The sequence below is a fragment of the Amycolatopsis tolypomycina genome, from assembly GCF_900105945.1.
GTDB lineage: Bacteria > Actinomycetota > Actinomycetes > Mycobacteriales > Pseudonocardiaceae > Amycolatopsis > Amycolatopsis tolypomycina.
In genome coordinates, this window is the sequence record NZ_FNSO01000004.1 from 7,896,422 (window position 1) to 7,919,668 (window position 23,247).

The 23,247-nt window shown below is 71.6% G+C and carries 24 protein-coding genes; 3 read left to right on the plus strand and 21 right to left on the minus strand.

Translation table 11 applies throughout. The features are described from left to right. Positions 1-20: 20 nt before the first annotated feature. On the minus strand, positions 21-482 hold the full coding sequence (locus BLW76_RS46130; RefSeq protein ID WP_091318879.1) for a DUF3180 domain-containing protein: 462 nt from the start codon (positions 480-482) through the stop codon (positions 21-23). Between the two features lie 61 nt (positions 483-543). On the opposite strand from BLW76_RS46130, the gene BLW76_RS46135 reads away from it, so the two are divergent. Beyond that, on the plus strand, positions 544-1,479 hold the full coding sequence (locus BLW76_RS46135; protein ID WP_091318881.1) for a helix-turn-helix domain-containing protein: 936 nt from the start codon (positions 544-546) through the stop codon (positions 1,477-1,479). A gap of 90 nt (positions 1,480-1,569) precedes the next feature. Here BLW76_RS46135 and folK read toward each other — a convergent pair whose 3' ends face one another. From folK to dacB, 13 genes are all read right to left on the minus strand, one after another. Next, on the minus strand, positions 1,570-2,061 hold the full coding sequence (gene folK / locus BLW76_RS46140; RefSeq protein WP_091318883.1) for a 2-amino-4-hydroxy-6-hydroxymethyldihydropteridine diphosphokinase: 492 nt from the start codon (positions 2,059-2,061) through the stop codon (positions 1,570-1,572). Continuing rightward, positions 2,058-2,417 carry a dihydroneopterin aldolase gene (gene folB, locus BLW76_RS46145; protein WP_091318884.1) on the minus strand — a complete coding sequence of 120 codons (360 nt, stop codon included), beginning with the start codon at positions 2,415-2,417 and terminating at the stop codon, positions 2,058-2,060. The genes folK and folB overlap by 4 nt, the downstream gene beginning before the upstream one ends. Next, positions 2,410-3,207 (minus strand): dihydropteroate synthase, encoded by a 798-nt coding sequence (gene folP / locus BLW76_RS46150; RefSeq protein WP_167385082.1) that lies wholly within the window; start codon positions 3,205-3,207, stop codon positions 2,410-2,412. The genes folB and folP overlap by 8 nt, the downstream gene beginning before the upstream one ends. A gap of 35 nt (positions 3,208-3,242) precedes the next feature. Then, entirely contained in the window at positions 3,243-3,848 is a 606-nt protein-coding gene (folE, locus tag BLW76_RS46155) for a GTP cyclohydrolase I FolE (RefSeq protein WP_167384950.1), read from the minus strand. Further along, positions 3,826-6,219, minus strand: a complete 2,394-nt coding sequence (ftsH, locus tag BLW76_RS46160; protein ID WP_091318891.1) for an ATP-dependent zinc metalloprotease FtsH — start codon at positions 6,217-6,219, stop codon at positions 3,826-3,828. The genes folE and ftsH overlap by 23 nt, the downstream gene beginning before the upstream one ends. Positions 6,220-6,420: 201 nt before the next feature. Continuing rightward, the gene (locus BLW76_RS46165) at positions 6,421-7,233 is read right to left on the minus strand and encodes an ESX secretion-associated protein EspG (protein WP_091318893.1); all 813 of its coding nucleotides are present in this window, start codon (positions 7,231-7,233) and stop codon (positions 6,421-6,423) included. 104 nt (positions 7,234-7,337) lie between these two features. Beyond that, positions 7,338-8,114, minus strand: coding sequence for an ESX secretion-associated protein EspG (locus BLW76_RS46170; protein ID WP_091318895.1), 777 nt, complete (start codon positions 8,112-8,114; stop codon positions 7,338-7,340). 60 nt (positions 8,115-8,174) lie between these two features. Next, complete coding sequence (locus tag BLW76_RS46175) at positions 8,175-9,560, minus strand: hypothetical protein (protein ID WP_091318897.1); 1,386 nt, start codon at positions 9,558-9,560, stop codon at positions 8,175-8,177. 22 nt (positions 9,561-9,582) lie between these two features. After that, positions 9,583-9,948 carry a hypothetical protein gene (locus BLW76_RS46180; RefSeq protein ID WP_167384951.1) on the minus strand — a complete coding sequence of 122 codons (366 nt, stop codon included), beginning with the start codon at positions 9,946-9,948 and terminating at the stop codon, positions 9,583-9,585. 141 nt (positions 9,949-10,089) lie between these two features. Continuing rightward, complete coding sequence (gene hpt, locus BLW76_RS46185; protein WP_091318901.1) at positions 10,090-10,641, minus strand: hypoxanthine phosphoribosyltransferase; 552 nt, start codon at positions 10,639-10,641, stop codon at positions 10,090-10,092. A gap of 3 nt (positions 10,642-10,644) precedes the next feature. Continuing rightward, complete coding sequence (gene tilS / locus BLW76_RS46190) at positions 10,645-11,604, minus strand: tRNA lysidine(34) synthetase TilS (RefSeq protein WP_091318903.1); 960 nt, start codon at positions 11,602-11,604, stop codon at positions 10,645-10,647. Next, complete coding sequence (locus BLW76_RS46195) at positions 11,601-12,620, minus strand: zinc-dependent metalloprotease (RefSeq protein WP_091318905.1); 1,020 nt, start codon at positions 12,618-12,620, stop codon at positions 11,601-11,603. Before BLW76_RS46195 ends, tilS begins: the two co-directional genes overlap by 4 nt. A gap of 90 nt (positions 12,621-12,710) precedes the next feature. Then, positions 12,711-15,329 (minus strand): D-alanyl-D-alanine carboxypeptidase/D-alanyl-D-alanine endopeptidase, encoded by a 2,619-nt coding sequence (gene dacB, locus BLW76_RS46200; protein ID WP_091318907.1) that lies wholly within the window; start codon positions 15,327-15,329, stop codon positions 12,711-12,713. Positions 15,330-15,501: 172 nt separating this feature from the next. Here dacB and BLW76_RS46205 point away from each other — a divergent pair, with 172 nt between their 5' ends. Next, on the plus strand, positions 15,502-16,011 hold the full coding sequence (locus tag BLW76_RS46205; protein WP_091318910.1) for an inorganic diphosphatase: 510 nt from the start codon (positions 15,502-15,504) through the stop codon (positions 16,009-16,011). Between the two features lie 51 nt (positions 16,012-16,062). Here BLW76_RS46205 and BLW76_RS46210 read toward each other — a convergent pair whose 3' ends face one another. The 7 genes from BLW76_RS46210 to BLW76_RS46240 form a co-directional block, all read right to left on the minus strand. Next, a complete protein-coding gene (locus tag BLW76_RS46210) occupies positions 16,063-17,715 on the minus strand; it encodes an MDR family MFS transporter (protein WP_091318912.1) in 1,653 nt (550 codons plus the stop codon). Positions 17,716-17,875: 160 nt separating this feature from the next. Further along, positions 17,876-19,144 carry a serine hydroxymethyltransferase gene (locus tag BLW76_RS46215; protein WP_091318914.1) on the minus strand — a complete coding sequence of 423 codons (1,269 nt, stop codon included), beginning with the start codon at positions 19,142-19,144 and terminating at the stop codon, positions 17,876-17,878. 112 nt (positions 19,145-19,256) lie between these two features. Further along, positions 19,257-19,661, minus strand: a complete 405-nt coding sequence (locus tag BLW76_RS46220) for a hypothetical protein (RefSeq protein ID WP_091318916.1) — start codon at positions 19,659-19,661, stop codon at positions 19,257-19,259. Beyond that, positions 19,662-20,090, minus strand: coding sequence for a 50S ribosomal protein L11 (gene rplK, locus BLW76_RS46225; RefSeq protein WP_091318918.1), 429 nt, complete (start codon positions 20,088-20,090; stop codon positions 19,662-19,664). 33 nt (positions 20,091-20,123) lie between these two features. Then, a complete protein-coding gene (locus BLW76_RS46230; RefSeq protein WP_091318920.1) occupies positions 20,124-20,642 on the minus strand; it encodes a gamma carbonic anhydrase family protein in 519 nt (172 codons plus the stop codon). Between the two features lie 28 nt (positions 20,643-20,670). Continuing rightward, entirely contained in the window at positions 20,671-21,876 is a 1,206-nt protein-coding gene (locus BLW76_RS46235; protein WP_091318922.1) for a M14 family metallopeptidase, read from the minus strand. Positions 21,877-21,982: 106 nt separating this feature from the next. Then, on the minus strand, positions 21,983-22,570 hold the full coding sequence (locus BLW76_RS46240) for a TetR/AcrR family transcriptional regulator (protein WP_091318924.1): 588 nt from the start codon (positions 22,568-22,570) through the stop codon (positions 21,983-21,985). Between the two features lie 124 nt (positions 22,571-22,694). On the opposite strand from BLW76_RS46240, the gene BLW76_RS46245 reads away from it, so the two are divergent. Continuing rightward, positions 22,695-23,150 carry a GreA/GreB family elongation factor gene (locus tag BLW76_RS46245; RefSeq protein ID WP_091318926.1) on the plus strand — a complete coding sequence of 152 codons (456 nt, stop codon included), beginning with the start codon at positions 22,695-22,697 and terminating at the stop codon, positions 23,148-23,150. Positions 23,151-23,247: the final 97 nt, after the last annotated feature.

Below are 23,247 nucleotides of genomic sequence, written 5' to 3' on the forward strand. Positions count from 1 at the left end.
CGAGCGGTGGGATTCCAGCGCTAACCGGTCGTCCCGCGGGTGTGCTCACGATCGTGGTCGCGGGGGGTCCGGCAGCAGTGTTCGAGCCACAAAGCCGCTGCTACCAGGGCTGCGGAGCACACCGCGCCGACCGCCGCGGCCCGCGTGTCGAGCACCGCGGCGACGAGTTCGTCACGTCGGGGAAAAAGATAGGCGAGCGCCGCGAGCCAGGCGCCCGCCATGAACGCGCCGGCGAGTGACGAAGCCTTGGCGAGAGCCACCGATCGGGCTACCCCGATCGCGCTGACGATCCGGCCGCTCTTGATCCGCGACCGGATCGAGAACGCCAGCCCGACCTCGACCACGGCCAGCACGGCGAAGGTGACGCCGGCGAGCAGCGGCAGCGGCGGCAGCGTGCCGTAGGCCGTCTGGAAGAGCAGGTAGCCGAGACCCAGGCCGAGCAGACCGGCGACCACCAGGTCGCGGGGCCGGGTGAAGTGCATGCCCCAACCGTACCGTGCAAGAGTTGACTCTCCACCGACTGGAGAGTTCATCATGCGTCTTGTGGGCACCACCGCAACCTTCACCATCGGCGAGCTGTCCCGGCGGACCGGCCTGCCGGTCAAGACCATCCGCTTCTATTCGGACGAGGGCCTGCTGCCCCCGACCGAGCGGACCGACGCCGGCTACCGGCTCTACGACGCGGCGGCGATGGCCCGCCTGGAGCTGGTCCGCACGCTGCGGGAACTGGGACTGGGCCTCGCCGACGTCTCCGCCGCGCTGGCCCAGTCGACGACCGTCGGCGAGCTGGCGGTCCGGCACGTGGCGGCGCTCGACGAGCAGATCCGGCGGCTGCGGCTGCGCCGGGCGGTGCTGCGCGCGGTGGCCAAGCGCGATTCCGAACTGGAGGAAGTGAAACTGATGAACCGTCTCGCGTCGATGTCCGACGAGGAGCGCAAGCGGCTGGTCGACGAGTTCTGGGACGAAATGGTCGAAGGCCTCGACATCGACCAGGAGTTCTACCGCCGGATGCGGGCCGGGAAGCCGGAGCTGCCGGACGACCCGTCGCCCGAGCAGCTCGAGGCCTGGATCGAGTTCGCCGAGCTGGTCCAGGACCCGGACTTCCGGGCCCTGATCCGCCGCATGAGCGAAACCCAGGCCAAGCAGATCGAGGACGGCGAGTTCGAGCAGCCGCCGGAAGGCTGGCAGCAGTACTGGCAGGATTGGTCAGCTCGCGCGGAAGCGGCCATCGCGGCGGGCGAACCACCCACGTCGGAGACGGGGCAAGCGCTTGCGGCCGACCTGGCGGCGGCCTCCGCCCGCGACGACCAGGACCCGGCATCGCCGGAGTTCCGGGCGGAACTGGCGGACCGGTTCGCCATGAGCGGCGACCCGCGGGCCGAGCGCTACTGGCAGCTGCTGGCGACGATCAACGGCTGGCCGCCGATCCCGACGGCCCAGCCGGCGGTGCGCTTCATGATCGAAGCCCTGCGCGGCTGAGCGCACCGGCACAACCGTTCAGCGACACCCCGGGAACGGACCGTAACGAAATCGGCCGATTCGCCGATGTGAATCCGTCTCGGGTCCGCGTCAGCGCAGCGCGAGGTCCGTCCGGCGGACCGTGGCCACCTCGTCCGCCGGGCGGCCCTTCAGCAGCTCGACGATCGGGCCGTGGCCCGGCAGGACCGCGTCCGGGGCGATCTCCACCCACGGCACCAGCACGCTCGCGCGATCCGGCGTCCCCGGGTGCGGCAGCAGCAGCTCCGGGTCCTCCGACGTCACGCCGTCCACCGTGACGACGTCGACGTCCAGGGTGCGCGGGCCCCAGCGCAGCTCGCGGACGCGGCCCGCCGCCTGCTCCGCCGCCTGGCCCGTACGCAGCCACGCCCAGTGGTCGCGGGCCGGGTCGTCGACCAGGCACACCGCGTTGAGGAAGTCCGGCTGGTCTTCCACGCCCCACGCCTTCGTCTCGTACACGCTCGACACCGCGACCAGGGCCGGCCGGACCGCGTCCAGCGCCAGCTGCAGGAACCCCAGCCGGTCGCCCAGGTTGGACCCGAGCGAAAGCACCGCCCGGCTCACCGGTCGCGCCGGACCGTGACCGCCACGTCGTCGAACGTCAGCGGGATCGGCGCCGACGGCTTGTGCACCGTCACCTCGACCGCACTCAGGCGCTCGTCGCGCATGACCTCGTCGGCGATCTTGCCCGCGACGCTCTCGATGAGGTCGTACGGCTCGCCCGCGACGATCCCGGCCGCCAGCTCGGCCAGCTCGCCGTAGTGCAGGGTCTTGGTCAGGTCGTCCGACGCGGCGGCCGGACCGAGGTCCAGCCACACCGTGACGTCGATGACGAACTCCTGGCCATCCCGCTTTTCGTGCTCGAAGACGCCGTGGCGCCCGAACACGCGCAAGCCGGTCAGCGTGATCCGGTCAGCCATCCGTCCTCCAAGCGGCGGCCACCGCGACCGCGTCCAGCGAAGCCCCGACCTCGTGCACCCGCACGCCCCACGCACCGGCCGCCGCGGCAAGCGCGGAGATCGCCGCCGTGGCGTCCTCCCGCCCGTCCGGCGGGCGGGGTGTTCCGTCCTTGCCGGACAGCAGGCGGCCGAGGAACCTCTTGCGCGAAGCGCCGACGAGCACCGGGAAACCGAGCGAGAGCAACGAATCCAGCCCGCGCAGCAACGCCCAGTCGTGCTCGGCGTTCTTCGCGAAACCGAGCCCGGGATCCAGCACGATGGCGCTCTCGGCCACGCCGGCCGCGAGCGCCGCGTCCACTCTGGACCGCAGTTCGGCCCGCACGTCCGCCACGACGTCCGCGTATTCGGCGAGCGCCTGCATGTCCTTGCTGTGGCCGCGCCAGTGCATCAGCACCCACGGCACGCCGGCCCCGGCCACGACCCGCGCCATGTCCGGATCGGCGAGGCCGCCCGAGACGTCGTTGACGATGTGCGCCCCGGCCTCGAGCGCCGCGGCGGCGACGGCGGCCCGCGTGGTGTCGACCGACAGCGCCATCCCTTCGGCGGCGAGGGTCTTGATCACCGGCAGCACCCGCTGCAGCTCGGTCTCGGCGTCCACCCGGGACGCCCCCGGCCGCGTCGACTCGCCGCCGACGTCGATCAGGTCGGCCCCGCGCGCCCACATCTCGCGGGCGTGCTCCAGCGCCTGGTCGAGCCCGAGGTAGCGGCCACCGTCCGAAAAGGAATCGGGCGTCACGTTCAGCACGCCCATCACGACGCACCGGCCGGGCGCGGGAAGCCCTGCGCTCACCGGCGCGCCTTGATGAGGTCGAGCGCCTCCGCCCGTGACGACGGTGAAGTCTTCAGCACGCCCCGCACGGCGGAGGTGGTGGTGCGGGCACCCGGCTTGCGGATGCCGCGCATGGCCATGCAGAGGTGCTCGGCCTCGATCACCACGATCACCCCGCGCGGCTCCAGCTTCCGCACGATCGCGTCGGCCACCTGCGAAGTCAGGCGTTCCTGGACCTGCGGACGCTTGGCGTACAGGTCGACGACCCGGGCGAGCTTCGAGAGCCCGGTGACCTTCCCGGCGGCGTTCGGGATGTACCCGACGTGCGCGACGCCGTGGAACGGGACCAGGTGGTGCTCGCAGCTGCTGAACATCGGGATGTCCGTGACCAGCACGAGCTCTTCGTGGGACTCGTCGAACGTCTTGTCCAGAACCGAGTCCGGCTCGGTGTACAGCCCCGCGAACATTTCCCGGTACGCGCGGGCGACCCGGGCGGGGGTCTCCCTGAGACCGTCCCGCTCCGGGTCTTCGCCGCAGGCCAAGAGGAGCTCGCGGATCGCCTTCTCCGCCCGGTCGTGGTCGAAGACCGGGCGGTCGGCGTCACTGGGGCTTCTCTGGTCCATCCACGTCACGACGCTCCCCCTCGCTCTGCTGCTGGTTGCCGGCTTGGTCGGCGAACCAGCCGTGCTCACGAGGGCGTTCTTCACCGCCGGGACGCCACGACTGGCCCGGCTGACCGCCCGGCGAGGTCGCGGGCGTCCAGCCCGGAGGGGCACCGTAGTTCGGCGGGCCGCTCTGGCCTGCCGGACCACCCGGCTGGCCGCCGTAGGTCTGCGGCCAGTGCGCCGTGCCGTTCGGGCCGCCGTAGGGACGGCCGCCGTTCGGGTAGGCGCCCGGCTGCGGCGGGGCGTACGGGTTGGCGTTCGGGTCGACCGGGGACGGCGACGGGTACGGCGGGCCACCGGGCAGGTCGCCCGCGCCCTGTGCGGTGCCGACCGGGGTCGGCTCCGGCTTCAGGACCGGCTTCTCCTTCTCCGGCGGCGGCCACGGCTCGCCGCGCTCCATCGCCAGCTCGCCCGGGGTCTTGATCGGCGGCTTGTCCGACGGCGTCCGCTCACCGAACTCGTTGAACACGGTGATGTGCGGGCGCTTCTCGACCGTCGCGAAGATCCGCTCCAGGTCCTTGCGGGTCAGCGTCTCCTTCTCGAGGAGCTCGATGACCAGCTCGTCGAGCACGTCGCGGTAGGTGTTGAGCACGTGCCACGCCTCGGTGTGCGCCGTCTCGATGAGCTTGCGCACCTCCTCGTCGATCTCGTGCGCCACCTCGAGCGAGTAGTCCGCCTGACGGCCCGCCGACCGGCCGAGGAACGGGTCGCCCTGCTCCTGGCCGTACTTGACCGCGCCGAGCCGGGCGCTCATGCCGTACTCGGTGACCATCGCGCGGGCGATCTTCGTCGCCTGCTCGATGTCGGACGACGCGCCGGTGGTGGGCTCGTGGAAGACGAGCTCCTCCGCCGTGCGGCCACCCATCGCGAAGACCAGCCGCCCGATCATCTCGGAGCGGGTCATCAGGTCCTTGTCGTCCTCGGGGACGAGCAGCGCGTGCCCACCCGTGCGGCCGCGCGGCAGGATCGTCAGCTTGTAGACCGGCTCGATGTCCGGCATCGCCCACGCGGCGAGCGCGTGCCCGCCCTCGTGGTAGGCCGTGATCTTCTTCTCCTTCTCGGAGATGATCCGGCTCTTGCGGGCCGGGCCGCCGACGACGCGGTCGACCGACTCCTCCAGCGCCGCGTCGGTGATCACGTGCCCGTTCTGGCGGGCGGTGAGCAGCGCGGCCTCGTTGAGCACGTTCGCCAGGTCGGCGCCGGACATGCCGACGGTCCGCTTGGCCAGGCTGCTCAGGTCGGTGCCCTGGGCGATCGGCTTGCCCTTGGCGTGCACCTCGAGGATCGCCTTGCGGCCGCGCAGGTCGGGCGCGGACACCGGGATCTGCCGGTCGAACCGGCCGGGGCGCAGCAGCGCCGGGTCGAGGATGTCGGGCCGGTTGGTGGCCGCGATCAGGATGATGCCGCCGCGGGCGTCGAAGCCGTCCATCTCGACGAGCAGCTGGTTCAGGGTCTGCTCGCGCTCGTCGTGGCCGCCGCCGAGGCCGGCACCGCGCTGGCGGCCGACCGCGTCGATCTCGTCGACGAAGATGATGCACGGCGCGTTCTGCTTGGCCTGCTCGAACAGGTCACGCACGCGGGACGCACCGACACCGACGAACATCTCGACGAAGTCCGAGCCGGAGATCGTGTAGAACGGCACGCCCGCCTCGCCGGCGACGGCCCGCGCGAGCAGCGTCTTGCCGGTACCCGGCGGCCCGTAGAGCAGCACGCCCTTCGGGATCTTCGCGCCCAGCGCCTGGTAGCGCGCCGGGTTCTGCAGGAAGTCCTTGATCTCGTACAGCTCTTCGACGGCCTCGTCGGCGCCCGCGACGTCCCCGAAGGTCGTCTTGGGCATGTCCTTGTTCAGCTGCTTGGCCTTGGACTTGCCGAAGTTGAGGACGCGGTTGCCGCCGCCCTGTGCGTTGTTCATCATCCACATCAGCAGGCCCAGCACGAGGGCGAGCGGGATGGCGAAGATGAGGATCTGCGTCAGCACGCCCTGCTGGGTCACCTTGGTGGTGAACTTGACGCCGGCGTCGCCGTTCTTCGCGGCCAGCAGCTTGTTGTAGATGTCAAGCGCCGCGTTCGCGGGGTACTGCGAAATGATCTGGGTGACTTGCTGCCCGTCGACGTCGATCGGTTTCGCCAGCAGCAGTTTGACCTGCTGTTCCTTGTCCTCGAGGCTGGCTTCCTTGACGTTGTTCGAGGTGATCTGGGAGTTCGCCACCGAGATGGGTGCCTGGGTGTACCCACGATCACTGTCGAAGATCGTGTTGTACGCGAACAACGCCAGCAACCCCGCGACGATCCACAGCAGTGGGTTCCTGAGCACGCTCTTCCGGTTCATACGACTCGGCCCTGGTGGCCTCGACCCTCCCTGGTTGGGCGGCTCCTGTGATACCCGCCATCACGATCTTGACAACCCGTGGTGCCTGGACACCTGCCCATCAGGGTACCGTCCGCTGCCGCGTTCATCCCCTGTGAGCCTCTCGCAGGTCAACGGGCGATACCGCGCCCGGGTTCCCGGCCGGTGTCCCCGCAGTTCACGCTATCGCGTGCCGTCGGACACACTGCTCACCATCTCGCCCAGCCGGGTGCGCAGCGTGGCCGGGTCCGCGGGGGCCACGGTGACCCACTCGCGACCGTCCGTACCTGCGCGGGAGAGGCTCAGGTAGCGCCCGGTCGCGGTGTCGAACCAGGCCAGCACGCGTGACCGCTGCTTGGCCCCGACCTGCGAACGGCTGTTCGCTGCCAGCTGACCGCCGCGCTGCCGGGGCTGTCCGGCGATGCGGCCGTACGCCTCCCGCGGGTCGGCCGTGACGCGTTCGCTCAGCGGTGTCCGGCGCGCCTTCCCGCGCTCCTCACCCGACGACGGCAGCGGCACCGGCACCCGGATCGGCGCAGTGTGCAGGGCGTCGTCCAGCGGGAGTGTGACTGACGCCTCGCTGCCGCGCGGCCCGGTGGGCAGGATCCCGACGACGGCGGAGACCAGGCCGTCCGGCGGGACGTCCCGCAGCCAGATCCCGTCGGCGTCCTGGATCGCGAGCACGCCCTTGGTCTCGTCGGCTGCCGCGAGGACGCCCACCGTCGGGGCTTCGAACTGCGGGATGTGCAGCGCGTCGATGGTCAGCGGGGCGAAGGCCAGCAGGTGCACGGCGTCCTCGATCGGCGGCGCGAGCCTGCCGCGTGGTTCGCGGATGCCGCGCGCCTTCAGCTCGACGTCGACGCGGTGACGCAGCGACACGCGCTCGTCCTCGGTCGCGCCGTGCGACCGGACGATCAGCGGGTACGGCAGCTCCCCGACCCGCGCCGACTCCCACAGGAAGTCGAACGCCAGTGGCGAGAAGAACTCTTGCATCATCACTCTCCCGGATCGGACTCTTGCTCAGCGTAGCCCGCACCCCCGACAAAACCGGGACCGTTCCGGGCCGACTGCGCACGTCCTAAGACCGATCCTCCCCGGGCTCAGACCGCGCTGGCCGTCGCGGCGCCCGCGAGCATTTCACCGAGGCGGTGGCGCAGCGTGGCGGCGTCGGCGGGGGCGATGGTGATCCAGTCCCGGCCGTCGCGGCCGCGGGTGGCCTGGGTGAAGTAGCGGCCCGTTTCGGTGTCGAACCAGCTCAGCACCGGCGTGCGGGTGCGGCCGCCGAGCCGGCTGCGGGCGTTGGCGCCGATCTGCCCGCCGCGCAGCCGCGGCTGGGCGTGCAGCCTGGCCAGCGCCTTGCGGTCGTCGTCGGCCGATGCGCGCTCGTCGCCGTTGCCGCGCCGCTGCAGGAAGTCGCCGCCGGTCAGCTGCTCGAGCGGCACCGTGATCGACTTCTCGGTGCCGCGCGGGGCGCCGGGCAGCAGCGACACGATCGCGCCGGCCAGCCCGTCGGCCGGGCACGGCTGCAGGTGCAGGCCGCGGGTGTCCTGCACGGCCAGCAGGCCTTGGCCACCCAGCACGCCGGCGATCGCGAGCAGCGGTTCGGCGTCCGGGGCGATCAGCTGGACGGCGTCCAGGCTCAGCTCGGGGTTCGCGAGCACGCCGAAGTAGTCCTCGACGTGCGGCTCGGGCCGGCCGCGGCCGTCGGCGAGGCCACGCGCGGTGAGCCCCTCCAGCGTGCGGCGGCGCAGCAGGGCCCGCTCGTCGACGGTCGCGCCGTGCGAACGGATGCGCAGCGGGTACGGCAGCTCGCCCAGCCCGGCGGACTCCCACAGGAAGTCGACCTCGACCGGGGTGAGCAGCTCAGCGTTCGGCATCGAGCCACCCCCAGGAGAAACCGGGCCGGGCACGCTGTCGGCGTGCCCGGCCCGAACGGATCAGCGGTCTTCGTCGTCCCCGGACCACGCGCCGATGACCGGCGGCGGGGTCGCCTGGTTCGCGCCGAAGGCCTCGTCCGGGTCCGCCTCGATGAGGAAGGACGCGTGCGTGTGCTCCTCGTCCTGCTCGCCCTGGGCACCCTGCGGGGCCATGCCGCCCATGCCCGGGCTCATCGGCGGCGGGGTCTGCCCGCCGATGGTGCCCGCGGACGAGACGACGCCCTGCTGCGGCGCCTGGGCCGACGCGGCGCTCTGGCCCTGGCCTTCGGCCGCCGCGAGGCTCGTTTCGTTCTGCGACTTCGCGCCGGACTTGCTGCCCGCGCCCAGCGCCCGCGACGCCAGCGCGCCGAGACCGCCGGCCACGCCGCCGATGCCGAGGCCCAAGCCGACCTTGCCGAGTGGGCTGCCGCCGCCGGACTGCGGGCCGCCCGGGGCGACGTGCCCCGCGCCGGTGCCCGCGCCGGTGGCTGTGCCGCCGGCGCCGTCGCTGCCGAGCGTGGCCGCGTCCGCGCCGAAGCCCGCACCCGCGACGCCGCCGTGGACGCCGTTCGGGCCGACCCCGGCGTGCTGCGCGCCGAACGCGCTGCCGTGGCCGCCGAAGCCCGCGGCACCGGCCGAGAAGATCGCGTCGCTCGCGCCGGGCAGGCTGCCCACCGGGCCGGTGCTGCCGACGCCGTTGACCGCGTTGAACGCGAAGGAGTTGTGCGACGCCGTCGGCTTCATGCCGAGCGACTCGGGGCCGAAGCTCGGGGTCGAGTTGTCGACCTCCTTCATCGCCTGCGTGTAGGCGTTGAAGAACGCGACCTGCTGCGCCTTGACGTCGTTGGCCGCGTCCGCCTGCGCCTTCTGGTCGGCGATCAGCGCCGCCGGACCGCCGGCCAGCGCGGCCGCCATGGACTGCTTGGGGTCGTAGTCCTTCGGGGCGGGCATCTTCTTGACCTCGGCGGCCGCCGCGGCCTGCTTGGCGAGCCGGTCGGACATCGTGTGCGCGGCGTCGGAAGCCTGCGAACCGGAGTTCGCGATGGCCACCAGCGCGCCCTGCGCACCCGCGGCACCCCGGCCCACCCACGCGTTGCCCAGCTCGGAGATCGCGTTGTAGAGGTGGTCGGAGGCCTGCTTCAGCTCGGAGCCGTGGTGCGCCCAGACGTGCCCGGTCGCCTCGGCCGTGCCGGGGTCGTTGTTGTTGACCGCGCCGGCGTAGAGCTGCTGGCTCTCCTGCGCGTTCCAGTTCGGCGGGTTGGCGATCGCCCGGTCGTTGCCCATGTCGAAGCCGCCGGCGCTGCCGCGGGCGTTGTCGACGATGTTCTGCGACGCCGAGTTGTCGCCGAGCGGGACCAGCGAGCCCGGGTCGGTCCCCGTCGGCTGGTCGCTGTCGTTCGGAGCCATGACTACGAGTTCCCCTCTGGACTCAGGCGTTACGGAACGGGTCGGCCGCGGCCTGGTCGATCTCGTGGTACCGGGACATCGCCGTGACGATGCCTTCTTCGGCGGCGGAGTACTGGTCGAGCAGGTTCTGCAGCGCGGCGGCGTAGGAGTCGCCCCCGCCGTCCGCGCGCTGCACGAACTTCGCGGCCATCGCGTTGCCGACCGGGTTGTCGCCGAGCTTCGGCGGCTGGGCCAGCGTGCCCGCGCCGGCGAGCAGGGCCTCGACGGCGTCCTTGCCGGTGCGGATCTTGTTCAGCACGGCCTGCGCGGCGTCGGGGTCGATCCCGACCTGACCCGCCGCGGCCGCGGCCTTGAAGGCGTTCGCGTCGGCAGCGCTGCTGTTCACCATCTGCACTCTCTCCCGTTCCCCCGACCCGGTCACCGCGGGCACGAATGGTCTTCGCATAGGTTAACGCACGTGATCAGAGCCTATGACGCATTCCGCGAAGCCGGGGTTCCGCACATCCGGTAGTTGCGCCGAACGGTTGGCTCAGGCCGTGTAGACCTTGGGGTCCAGGGTGCCGATGTAGGGCAGGTCCCGGTAGCGCTCGGCGTAGTCGAGGCCGTAGCCGACGACGAACTCGTTGGGGATGTCGAAGCCGATGTACTTCACCGGCACGTCCACCTTCACCGCTTCCGGCTTGCGCAGCAGCGAAACGACCTCGAGCGACGCCGGGTTGCGGCTGGCGAGGTTCTTCAGCAGCCACGACAGCGTCAGGCCGGAGTCGACGATGTCCTCGACGATCAGGACGTCCCGGCCCGCGATGTCGCGGTCGAGGTCCTTGAGGATCCGGACGACGCCGGACGACGACGTCGCCGAGCCGTAGGAGGACACGGCCATGAATTCCAGCTGCGTCGGCAGCGGCAGCGCGCGGGCGAAGTCGGTCATGAACATGACCGCGCCCTTCAGGACGCCCACCAGCAGGAGTTCGCCCTGCCCGTTGGCCGGATAGTCGGCGGCGATCTGCGCCGACAGTTCCGCGATCTTGTCCTTGATCTGCTGCTCGGTGACGAGCACGGAGGCGATTTCGCCCTCGTACACGGGTCATTCCCCTCGGGTGGTGGGTTGGGAGACGACGCAGAGCCTGCCATGCGCCCGGCGTGCTTCCAAGTTGCCCGGCAACCAGACGCCGCCCTGACCACGCCACCGGGCGACGAGGTCGTCGACCGCCCGGAGGTGCGCGTCGGTGAGCTCGCGCACACCCGATTGCAGCAACCACCTGCGAAGAACCCGCCGCCGCAGTGCCGCGGGCTCGGCCTCGAGGACCCCGACGGCCAGCCCCTCCACACCGCCCGCGCGGGTGAAGATCATGTCCGCCATTGTGTCCAGCGCCTCATTGTCTTCACGCAGTTGCGCGGCCGTGCGGGCGAGCGCGGCGGCGACCCCGCCGTTGAGGACGTCTTCCAGCAACGGCAGGACTTCGGTGCGCAGCCGGACGCGGGTGAAGCGCGGCTCGGCGTTGTGCGGGTCGTCCCACGGCTCCACGCCGAGCTCCGCGCACGCGGCCCGGGTGGTGGCGCGGCCGACGGCGAGCAGCGGCCGTCCCCACGGCGGGTCGTGCGGCCGCATCCCGGCGACGCTGCGCGGGCCGGACCCGCGGCCGAGCCCGAGCAGGACCGTTTCGGCCTGGTCGTCGAGGGTGTGGCCGAGCAGGACGAGCTCGTGCCCGGCGAGCGCCCGGTAGCGGGCCTTGCGGGCGGCGGCTTCCGGGCCGCCCGGGCCGGTGACGTCGACCCGGCGCACCTCGGCTTCGTCGACGCCCAGCGCCTTCGCCGCGGCGGCCGCGTCGGCCGCGACCTTCGCGGAGCCTTCCTGCAGCCCGTGGTCGACGACCAGCGCCCGGACGACGTGCCCGCGGTGGCGCCCGACGTGCGCGGCGGCCTCGGCCAGCGCCAGCGAGTCCGCGCCGCCGGACACCGCCACGCACAGCTCGTGCGGCCCGGTGACGCTCTCGAGGAAGCCACGCACGGCCCGGCGGACGGCCGCGACCGCCGGCCCGGTCATCCGTGCAGGCGCCGGACCCACGCCGCCGGGTCGGAGATCTCGGCGCGCGACGGCAGGGTGTTCGGCGACCGCCAGACGGCGTTGAAGCCGTCCATGCCGACGGCGTCCACGACGTGCTTCGTGAACTTCGCGCCTTCTTCGTACTGACGGATCTTCGCGTCGACGCCGAGCAGCGCGCGCAGCAGCCGGTCGAACACGCCGCCGCCCTTGCGCCGGGCGGTGAACCGCGCCCGGATCGTGTCGACGCTCGGCACGACCTGCGGGCCGACGGCGTCCATCACGTAGTCGGCGTGCCCCTCCAGGAGCGTCGAGAGCGCGAGCAGCCTGTCGAACACCGCACGTTCCTTCGGCGACTGGAGCAACTCGGCCAGGTTGAGCTTCGGGCCCTGCTTGATCGCTTCGGGCAGCCTGCCGAACAGGTCGGACAGGCCGTCGGTGCCGCCAATGCCGCTACTGGTAAGCCCGGAAACGAGCCGTTCGACCTCGTCGGCGAAGTAGTCGCGCAGCCACCTGACCGCGGTGAACTGCAGCCGGTGGGTGCACTCGTGCAGGCACACCCAGAGCCGGAAGTCGTGGCCCGGCACGTCCATCGCCTGCTCGGCGGCGACGACGTTCGGCGCGACCAGCAGCAGCGTGCCTTCCTTGTCCGGCCCGCCGAAGGGGTCGTACTGGCCGAGCACGCGGCTGGCGAGGAACGCGAGCACCAGCCCGGTCTGCACGCCGGCGCCGCCGGCCAGGATCGGCCCGAGCGGGCCGCCCTGCTGCGGCAGCGCGCGCCCGGTCAGCTCGCCCAGCCCGGCCGCTGCCGATCTCACCCAGCCCGGGCGGTCGACGACCTCGCCGGGCAGCAGCGGCAGGTCGAGCCCCAGGTTCGTCAGCTGCCGCACGTGCCCCTCGGCCTCGACGGTCAGCTCGCGCAGGTCGGTGACGGCCTCTTCGGCCCGTTCCCGCGGCACCTGCGGGCCGCCGCGCACCAGCAGTGCGCCGGTCTGCGCGGCGATCGCCCAGTCGACCATGGGCCGGGTCTGCGTTTCCTGACTCACCCTTCCGACGCTACCCGGCCGGTGCCGGTTTCCGGCCACGATCTTCGTACGGTTCGGCTTCCGCTAGGCGCAGCCGCACTTGCGGAGGCTCGTCGCGAGGACGTCGAGGGCGTCGCGACCGGAGTCGGTGTCGGAGCCGTTGGACATGAACGCGAACACCAGCACCCGGCCGTCCTGGTCGAGGACGAGCCCGGCGAGGGTGTTCACGCCGGTGAGCGTGCCCGTCTTGGCCCGCACCCAGCCGCGGCCGGCCTGCGACGCCGCCGTGTCGAAGCGCTTGTCGGCCAGGGTGCCCGAGCCGCCGGCCACCGGGAGGCCGGCCAGCACCGGGCGCAGCTTCGCCGTGTTCGGGTTCTTGCCGTCCTGCGCCGCCGCGGCCGCCAGGAGCTGGGTCAGCAGCCGGGCCGGGATGCGGTTGAGCGACGAGATGCCGCTGCCGTCGGACAGCGCGACGCCCGAGACGTCGAAGCCGGCGTCCTTGAGGACCTTGATGGTCGCCCTGGCCCCGCCGGCGTAGCTGGCCTCCTCGCCGCTCGCGAGCGCGACCTGCCGGGCGACCGCCTCGGCGAGGACGTCGTCGGACAGCTCCATCAGGTCGGACACCAGCTGGGTCAGCGGAGCCGACTTCACCTCGCCGACGACCTTCGCGTCCTTGGGCGCGGTCGCCTGGCCGCCCGCCGAAGCACCCAGCTTCGAGGCGATCGTCTGGGCGAGCGCGCTGCCCGCGTTCGCCGTGCGCTGCGAGTTGTTGTCCTTGGGGTTGATCCGGCCGCCGTCGGCCATCACGGGCGCCATCTGCGTCGCGTACGTCGACGGCGCGTCGCCCGCCTCCCAGCCCGGCGCGGTCGTCGCGCCCTTGAACAGCGTCAGGTCGACCTGCACCTTCTTGACGCCCGGCACGGCCTTCTTGACCTGCGCGACGAGGTCGTCGACGTGCGCGGCCCCCGGGTACAGCGGGGACTCGGTGCCCAGCGGCAGGTTGGTCAGGGTCGTGTCGCCGCCCCCGACCAGGATCACCGTGCCCGGGTCGGCGCCCTGCACGATCTTGGTCGAGAGGCGCAGGTTGTGGTCGAGGGAGAGCAGCGCGGCCGCCGACGTGAGCACCTTCGTCGTCGAGGCGGGCGTCACCGGCGTCGACGAGCCGTGGTCCCACAGCACGGTCCCGGTCACCGGGTCGATCACGCTGCCGGTGAGCTGCCCGAGCGCGCTGTTCCCGGCCGCCGAGGCCAGCACGGCCTTGACGCCGTCCGCGGTCGGCGCGGCGCCGGACGTGGCGGGCCCCTGCAGCTGCCGCGTGGCCGCGGCGGGCGACGGCGGGTCGCCCTTCGGCGCGTTCGGCGCCCAGGGCAGGGCCAGCCGGTTCGCGACCTTCGGGGTCGCCGCGGCGACCCCGCCACCGGCCAGCACCAGCAGGACGACCACGACGAGCGCGATGAGCTTGCCCTTGCGCCGCTTCTTCGGCGGCTCACCCTCCGACGGCGCCTCGGCCGCGGGCGGCGGCTCCGTCTGGGGCGGTTCGGTCCGCGGCTGGGGCTGCTGCTGGAAGACGCCGGGGAAGGAGGAGGGCCGCTCGATCCCGACGGTCGCCTCGGCATCGAACCGCCGGCCGTCCGGCTCGATCCGCTGCGGCCGGGCCAGCGACCCGGCCGACGCCGACGGCACCAGCCCCCGCGGCGGCTCCGGCGGCAGCGCGGGACGGCGTTCACCCGGCTCGGCGGGCCGGTCGCCGGCGCGGTCCTCCCGCAGCTCGATGCGCTGGCTCCAGGGCTGGGAGTCCTGCTCTTCGCGACGCTGCGCGGCTCCGCGGCTCAGCTGCTCTTCGCGGCGCTGCTGTTCTTCGCGCCAGTGCTGCAGCTCTTCGCGCCATTGTTGCGGTTCTTCGTCCCGGGGCGGGACGTGCCGCTCGACCGGCACCACGGGCACCGGCCCGGACGGCTTCATTTCGATGTACTGGGTGCTCTCCCCGGCCGAGGACACCGCTGGCGGGGCGGCTTTCGGCTCGGGCCGCTCGACGCGGATGTACTCGGTGCCCTCGTCGGCGGGCTTGGCCGCGGAGGGCTGCTGGGCCGCCCCGGACGGCTTGGCCGCGGACGGCTGGCCCACGGGCGGCTGCTGCCCGGCGGACGCCTGCTGGGCTGCCGGGGGCTGAGCCGGCGCGGACGGCTTGGCCGCGGACTGCTGGCCGGCGGGCGGCTGCTGGCCGGCGGCTGCCTGCTGGGCTGCCGGGAACGGCTGCTGGCCCACGGGGGGCTGGGCCGGCGAGGGCTGCTTGCCGGCGGGCGGCTGCTGGGCTGCCGGCGACTGCTGCTGCCCGGGCTGCTCGGCCCGGATGTACTCGGTGCCCTCACCATCCGGCTCGCCCGCCGCCGGCTGCTGCCGTGCCTCCGCCGGCTGCTTCGGCTCCCGGCTGCCGAGGCGGTCGGCCAGGTCCTGCTTGGCCGGCGGCGGCGGGGGCGCCGGCTCCTCCGCGGGCGCGTTCAGCCCCGGGATCGGCTCGGGCGGGACGTTCGGCGCAAACCACGACCCCTTCGGCGCCTCACTGCCTGTGACCTTCGGCACGCCCGGGCTGCCGCCGGTGGCCTTCGGCGGGTCCGGCAGCGCCATCGGCGTGGTCTCCCGCGCCCCGGACGACGAGCCGTCTTCGTCCGACGAAGGCCACATCGGCTGGTCGTTTTCCGGCACCCACCACTCCTTCTCACCTGCCCCGGGAGGGGCCAAGCTCACATGCCGCGTGGCCGACATCGATGCGGCCCCCCGGCAGGGCGTAGTCCACACTAGGAGACGTCAAGACAGTCATGAAGGTTGCCGCCCGCGTCGCGGGTATGCCCGGATCTGAAGAAGCAGCGAGGACGGCGTGGAGTTCGACGTCACGATCGAAATCCCCAAAGGGGAGCGCAACAAGTACGAGGTCGACCACAAGACCGGCCGCATCAAGCTGGACCGGACCCTGTTCACGGCCACCCAGTACCCGGCCGACTACGGGTTCATCGACGACACCCTCGGCCAGGACGGCGACCCGCTCGACGTGCTCGTCCTCGTCCAGGAGCCGACGTTCCCGGGCTGCCTGATCCGCTGCCGCGCGATCGGCATGTTCCGGATGACCGACGAGAAGGGCCCGGACGACAAGGTCCTCGCGGTCCCGACCAACGACCCGCGCCTCGAGCACCTGCGGGACATCCACCACCTGAACGAGTTCCACAAGCTGGAGATCCAGCACTTCTTCGAGGTCTACAAGGACCTCGAGCCCGGCAAGAGCGTCGAAGGCTCGACCTGGGTCGGCCGCACCGAAGCCGAAGCCGAGATCAAGCGCTCGCTCGAGCGTGAGACCGACCGCTTGGCCAAGGAAGAGGCCAACGGTCACTGACCTGTGAAAAGGCCCCCTCGGAAGTTTCCCGAGGGGGCCTTTCCCATGCGATCAGTGCGCGAGGGCGAGCGCCGGGGCGTCCGCTTCGGCTTCGGCGCGCTGCTCCATCGCCGACTTGTCCGACAGCGGCTTCTCCTTGAGGAACCACACCAGCGCGAAGCCGACGGTCAGCACGATCCCGCCGACCAGGAACACCGTGCTCATCGACTCGGCGAAGCCCTGCAGGATCGGCCGGGCCAGCGTCGGGTCGAGCGTCGACAGGAACGACGTGTCGTTGACGTCGAGGCCGCCTTGCAGCTGCTTCGCGAACTCCGGGTGCTGCGCCAACGCCGCCGTGTAGGCCGGCGTGGTCATCGCCGAGCGGAGGGCGTTCGCGATCCGGTCGCCGACCGTGCCGAACAGGATCGACAGGAACACCGCGGTGCCCGCCGTGCCGCCGATCTGCCGGAAGAACGTCGCCGCCGAGGTGGCGACGCCGATGTCCTGCGGGCGGACGTCGTTGGTCGCGGCCAGCACCAGCGTCTGCATCGAGGCGCCGAGGCCGAGGCCGATCACGAAGGCGATCACCATGACCAGCGCCAGCGAGCTGTCGACGGTGATCGTGGACAGCGCGAACAGCGCCGCCGCCATCAGGCCGACCCCGGCCACCGCGAACATCTTGTACCGGCCGGTCCGCGAGATCACGGCGCCGCTGCCCATGCTGGCGATCATGATGCCGAGCGTGAGCGGCAGCATCTGCAGGCCGGCCTGGGTCGGCGTGGCGCCCTTGACGATCTGCAGGTAGAGCGGCAGCGACATCATCGCGCCGAACATCCCGGCACCCTGCACGACGGTGACCATGGTCGACATCCGGAAGACGGACCGCTTGAACAGCCGCAGCGGCAGCAGGGCGGCGTCACCCATCCGGCGTTCGATCCCGACGAAGGCGGCCACCCCCAGGGCACCGACGACGTACATGGCGATCGAGGCGGTGGAGCCCCAGCCCCACTCGCGGCCCTGCTCGGCGACGAGCAGCAGCGGGACCAGGCCGGTGGCCAGCGCCACGGCACCCCAGTAGTCGACCTTCTGGTCCACGCGGGTGTGCGGGAGGTTCAGCACCTTGGTGACGACGACCAGCGCGGCCAGCGCGATCGGGACGTTGACCAGGAAGACCCAGCGCCAGCCGGTGATGCCGGCGAAGGAGTCGATGCCGGCGAAGAACCCGCCGACGACCGGCCCGGCCACGCTCGAGATCCCGAAGACGGCCATGAAGTAGCCCTGGTACTTGCTGCGTTCCCGCGGCGCGGTGATGTCGGTGATGATCGCCAGGGCCAGTGACATCAAGCCACCGGCACCGAGGCCCTGGAAGGCCCGGAAGGCGGCGAGCTCGTACATCGACGTCGCCATGCCGCTGGCGAGCGAGCCGACCAGGAACAGGGAGATCGCCGTCAGGTACATGGGCTTGCGGCCGTAGAGGTCGGACAGCTTGCCGTACAGCGGCGTCGAAAGCGTGGCGGTGATGAGGTAGGCGGTGGTGGCCCAGGCCTGCAGGGACAGGCCGTGGAGCTCGTCGGCGATGGTGCGCATCGAGCTCGACACGATGGTCTGGTCGAGTGCGGCGAGGAACATGCCGAGCATCAGCCCGGACAGCACGGTCAGGATCTGGCGGTGGGTCAGTTTGCCGTTCGTCGCGGCTGCTCCTTCCGCCGTGGTGGTGTCGCTCATGGGGTCTCCCTCGAAGTCTTCGCAGTTGCTTGTAACTCTCAACTACTTGCTTCGACCAACTATTCCCCGGACGCTTGTATCGTGCAACCAAATATCCTGTGACCCCGGACACGCCGAAGGCGGGCACTTTCACGTGAAAGTGCCCGCCTTCGGGAGGGGGTCAGGCGGAGTAGCCCGGGATCGGGAACGGCGCCAGGAACTCGCGGATCTCCGCGGCGATCGTGTCCAGGGCGGCCTCGTCGTCGGCCGCGGCCGCGGTGATCGTCCGGTCGATCCACGCCGCCACCTGCACCTGGTGCTCCGGCTTCAGGCCACGGGTGGTGATCGCCGACGTGCCGAGCCGGATGCCGGACGGGTCGAACGGCTTGCGCGGGTCGAACGGCACCGTGTTGTAGTTCAGCTCGATGCCCGCGCGGTCGAGGGCCTGCGCGGCAGGCTTGCCCGCGACACCCTTGTTCGTCAGGTCGATCAGCAGCAGGTGGTTGTCGGTGCCGCCGGACACGAGGTCGTAACCGCAGGCGAGCAGCGCGTCGGCCAGCGCGCGGGCGTTCGCGACGATCGTGTGCGCGTAGTCGGAGAACGACGGCTGCTGCGCCTCCCCGAGCGCGACGGCGATCGCCGCGGTCGTGTGGTTGTGCGGGCCGCCCTGCAGGCCCGGGAACACGGCCTTGTCGACGGCCTTCGCGTGGTCGGCGTCGGAAAGGATCATCGCGCCGCGCGGGCCGCGCAGCGTCTTGTGCGTGGTCGTCGTGATCACCTGCGCGTGCCCGACCGGCGACGGGTGCGCGCCGCCCGCGACCAGGCCGGCGATGTGCGCGATGTCGGCGACGAGCACCGCGTCCACCTCGGCGGCGATCTCGGCGAACGCCGGGAAGTCGATCGTGCGCGGGATCGCCGTGCCACCGGCGAAGATCAGCTTCGGCCGGTGCTGACGCGCGAGGTCGCGCACCTGGTCGAGGTCGACGCGGCCGGTCTCCTTCGCGACGCCGTAGCGCACCGGGGTGAACCACTTGCCGGTCGCGGACACGCTCCAGCCGTGCGTGAGGTGGCCGCCGTCCGGCAGCGCCATGCCGAGCACGGTGTCGCCCGGCTGCGCGAAAGCCAGGTACACGGCCAGGTTCGCCGGGGAACCGGAGTACGGCTGGACGTTCGCGTGGTCCGCGCCGAACACGGCCTTCGCCCGCTCGATGGCGAGCTGCTCCACCTGGTCGATGAACTGCTGGCCCTCGTAGTACCGCTTGCCCGCGTAGCCCTCGGAGTACTTGTTGGTGAGCACGCTGCCGGTCGCTTCGAGCACGGCCTGCGAGACGTAGTTCTCCGAGGCGATCAGGCGGATCTTGTCGTGCTGGCGCTTCGCCTCGTCTTCGACGAGCCCGGCGATCGCGGGGTCGGCCGTGGCGAGCGCGTTCAGTGCTGGCTGGTGTGTCATGGCGTACTCCGGCTCTGGAGTGGCCTTCACCCAGGCGCGCGGTGCCGGCCTCGTCGTCGCTTCCCGGTGGTGCTCCACCTCGATGGCGCCAGTCGCTGCTGCGCGTAAGAGCCTAGTCCACACCGCTCGAAGCTCGACGGTGTTCGGCGCACCACTTGCGGGTGCACCCGGACGTGCGGTCGCAGAACGGTCGCGCGCAGGTCGCACACCGCTTGACGCGGCGCCAGCCGCCGACGGTCACCAGTTCCGCCAGGCCCGCCGCACCCGCGGCCAGCTCACCGGTTTCCGCGAACGGCGTCACGTAGACGATCCGCCACACCGCACCGGTGTCGACGAGCCGCGGCCGCGCTCCCGCCTCGGCCAGCACGGCGTTGAGGCGGCGCGCGGCCGCGTGTTCGTCGGGCAGCTGCGCGGCGATCGCGCACAGCTGCGGATTTCCCTGGCGCAGCAGCCGTTCCGCGACCCCGAGCTCGGGGTCGAGCGCGTGGAACGGCGGCACGACCGCGTGCTTGCGCACTCAGTCGACGACCACGACGCCCATGGACCGGGCCGTGCCCGCGATCGTGCGCATCGCCGCCTCGACGTCATCGGTGTTGAGGTCCGGCAGCTTGCGCTCGGCGATCTCGCGCAGCTGCTGCGTCGTCAGCTTTCCCGCGACCTCGTGCCCGGGCCGCGCGGAACCCTTGTCCCCCAACGCCTTCTTGATGAGGAACGACGTCGGGGGCGTCTTGAGCCGGAGCGCGAACGAGCGGTCCTCGAACACCGAGACGACCACCGGCACGATGTCGCCGCGCTGGCTCGCCGTCGCCGCGTCGTAGGCCTTCTTGATCTCGACGAGGTTGACCCCGGTCTGCCCCAGCATCTTGCCGAGGTCGACGACCGGGGCGTTGCCCGCGGTGAGTTCCAGGGTGACCTGGTGGGTGAGCTTCTTCGTCTTCGGAGCCATGCCCCGAAGCTAGGGTCTCCAGTTACTGGAGGGTCAAACCGGTTTGGTGCCCGCGCGGTGCCGCCGAGCCAGCTCCTGGTAGATCGCCGCGTTGTGCTCGACCCACATCCGCGCCGAGTCGGTCAGCGGGACGAACTTCTTCGCCGGGCTGCCCATCGCGATCACCTCGTCCGGCACCTCCGTCGCCGGCGTGACCGTCGCCCCGGCCGCGACCAGCGCCCGCGCGCCGATCTTGGCCTTGTCGAGCACCGTCGAGCCGTTGCCGATCAGTGCCTGCTCCCCGATCGTGCAGTCGTGCACCAGGCACTGGTGGCCCACGGTGACGTTCTTGCCCACTTCGCAGACGCCGTCGTTGACGTGGATCACCGAGTTGTCCTGGATGTTGGCGCCCTCGCGGATGACGATCCGGCCGAAGTCGGCCCGGATCACCGCGCCGTACCAGACCGAGGCGTCCTTCTCGACGACGACGTCGCCGATGAGCGTGGCGGTGGGCGCGATCCAGGCGTCCGGGTGGACCTGCGGGCTGAGCCCTTCGAACGAGAACAGAGGCATGCCCGCACCCTAGACCGCGCCCATCGTGTCAGCCGGTGATCGCCGCGTTGATCAGGATGTCGACGGCCGCGTCGTTGCGGGTCGTCTGCGGCACGATCTGGGTGTCACGCGGGTAGAAGCCCGGGCTGCTGCCCTTCGGGTACATCTCGAAGGTGAAGCTCCAGATCTTGTGCTGCGCCCACATCCAGTCGTTGACGCTGCCGTCGGTGATGTAGAGGTCGCTGGACTGCTGCGGCGTGTAGCCGTTGGTCGCGGCCATCTGCCTGCCGAGCGACTGGAACTTCTGCGCCTCGGCCGCGGTCAGGCCCGGCGCGGTGTCGGCGTAGGTGTAGCCGAACGGCCAGAGCACCAGCTCGGAGTAGGTGTGGAAGTCGATGTGCGTCTTGATCTGCTGGGCGCCGCCGACCACCCGCGAGTTCACCCAGTTCGAGACGGCGCGGGTCTCGGGCGCGGAGAACGCCGCCGTGCCGCGGTAGGTCTCGCTCGACGTCGAGCCCGACGAGCCGCCGCAGCAGCCCCACTTGTAGCCCCAGTTGCGGTTGGGGTCGGTGCCGGGACCCTGGCGGTTCTTGCGCCAGCTGTGGAACGTGCCACCGGAGATGTCGTACTCGGCGCCGTCCGGGTTGACGCTCGGGATCACCCAGATCTCGGTGCTGTCAACGAGCCGCTTGACCGCGCTGTTCGTGGCGTACTGGCTGGTCAGCCGCTGCACGATGCGCAGGCACATCTCGACGGTGAGGTGCTCGCGGGCGTGCTGGTTGCAGGTGAAGAGGACCTCGGGCTCGTTCTCGTCGGTGGCGGCGTTGTCGCTGATCTTGAGCAGGGAGAGCGCGCGGCCTTCGTACGAGTTGCCGACGCTGCCGAGCTTCGTGAGCGACGGGTAGTTCGCGACCGCCTTCTGCAGTTCGGTCTGCGTCTCGGCGTACGTGTGGTAGCCGGTGTAGCCGGCCGGGAAGTCGGCGGCGGCCGCCGCGCCCTGCGACCGGTTGACCTTGCCGAGCGCCTTGACGCCGAAGCCCTGCGCGCGCAGCTGGGCCGCTTCGCCGGGGTTGGCGATGACGGTGGTCGTCGCGCCCTCGGCGTCGAGGATGTCCGCGCCGGTCCGCGCGATCTCAGTGCGTTGCTGGGCGGTGGCGGCGCCGGTCACCTCGTACACCTGCGGGCCGTCGGGCTGGGCGGCACCGGCCTGGCCGCCGGTGGTGAGCACCAAGAGGGCGGCCGCGGCCGCTGCCATGCACGTTCGTGTGCGCATCACGTCTCCTGCTCTCGGGGGTTCCTCGACCTTGGCCGGAGCCGGACAGGAGGCACAATCCGGAGCAGTACGGATCTATTGGGCGTTTCTACCCGTAGTTCGCGAAGCAGAGCGCCTCGATGTCGGCACGCAGCGCGGCGAACGGCCGCGGGCGCACCCGCTGCTGGACGACGGTGCCCAGCAGGTACGACAGGAGCGCACGGGCCCGCGCCCGGGGGTCGTCGACGTCGAGCGGGCCGAGGAGCTCGGCGAGCAGCTCGGTGAGCGACGTGAGCATGACGTCGATGGCCTGCGGGTGCTGCGCGCGCCCGGCGGCGATCCAGTACTCGAACCAGAGGAAGCCGGCGTTCGGGTTCGCGGCGAAGACGCTCAGGTACTCCTCGAGGACGGCGAAGAGCCGCTCGCGGGGTTCGTCGTGCTTCGCGGCGACCTCGCGCAGGCCGGCGGCGAAGGCGGTGATGTGCGCGGCCATCGCCCGGTCGATGAGGACGTCGATGTCGGCGAAGTAGTAGTGGATCGCGCTCTTGGTGAGCGGGCCGGCGTCCGCGATGGCCCGGACGGTGCACCCCGCGAGCCCGTCGCGGGCGAGGACGAGCCGGGCGGCTTCGACGATCTGTTCCTGCTTGGCCAGCTGGTTCGGCGAGAGCCGCTGGCTGCGGCCGGGGACTGCGCTCACGGTGATTCTCGTTACCTTCTTACTGGACGCCGGACCCCAAACCCTAGGGCAGACGTCCTGCGGGCGGCTTTCGGGTGAAAAACCGGATTGGCCACCCCGCTCCGCGCAGCGGACAATGCCCGGCATGGTGATCTCAGGGGACAAGGGGCTCAGCCCGGCGGCGCGCAGCCAGCTGGAGAAGGAAATCGCGAACCTGCGCGCGCAGCGGGATGCCCTCGCGCCGCAACCCGGCGAGCAGGAACGCACCGGGGACGCGGCGGACCAGGCGGACGTGATCGACCGGGCGGAGACCGCGGCCCGCCTCGACCGCCAGATCGCCGACCTGGCGGCCAAGATGGAGCACGGCGGCTACGGCAACAGCCAGCTCCCGGACGGCACGGTGGTATCACTGCGCTTCCCCGACGGCGACGAAGAGACGTTCCAGGTGGTGACGGTCCCGGGCGAGGACGCGGACGCGATCACCTCGGACAGCCCCCTGGGCCTGGCCCTGGTCGGCGCCAAGGCGGGCGACGAGATCACCTACCGAACCCCCCGCGGCGACGCCAAGGCCACGGTGGTCAAGCTGACCCCGCCGAAGTAGCTCTCCCGTCCGAAAGGGCCCCCGGCCGGGGGCCCTTTCTCGGCGCTGGCCTGCGGGAGTGATAGACAGGCGGGATGCGACTTTCGGGGGAATTCCG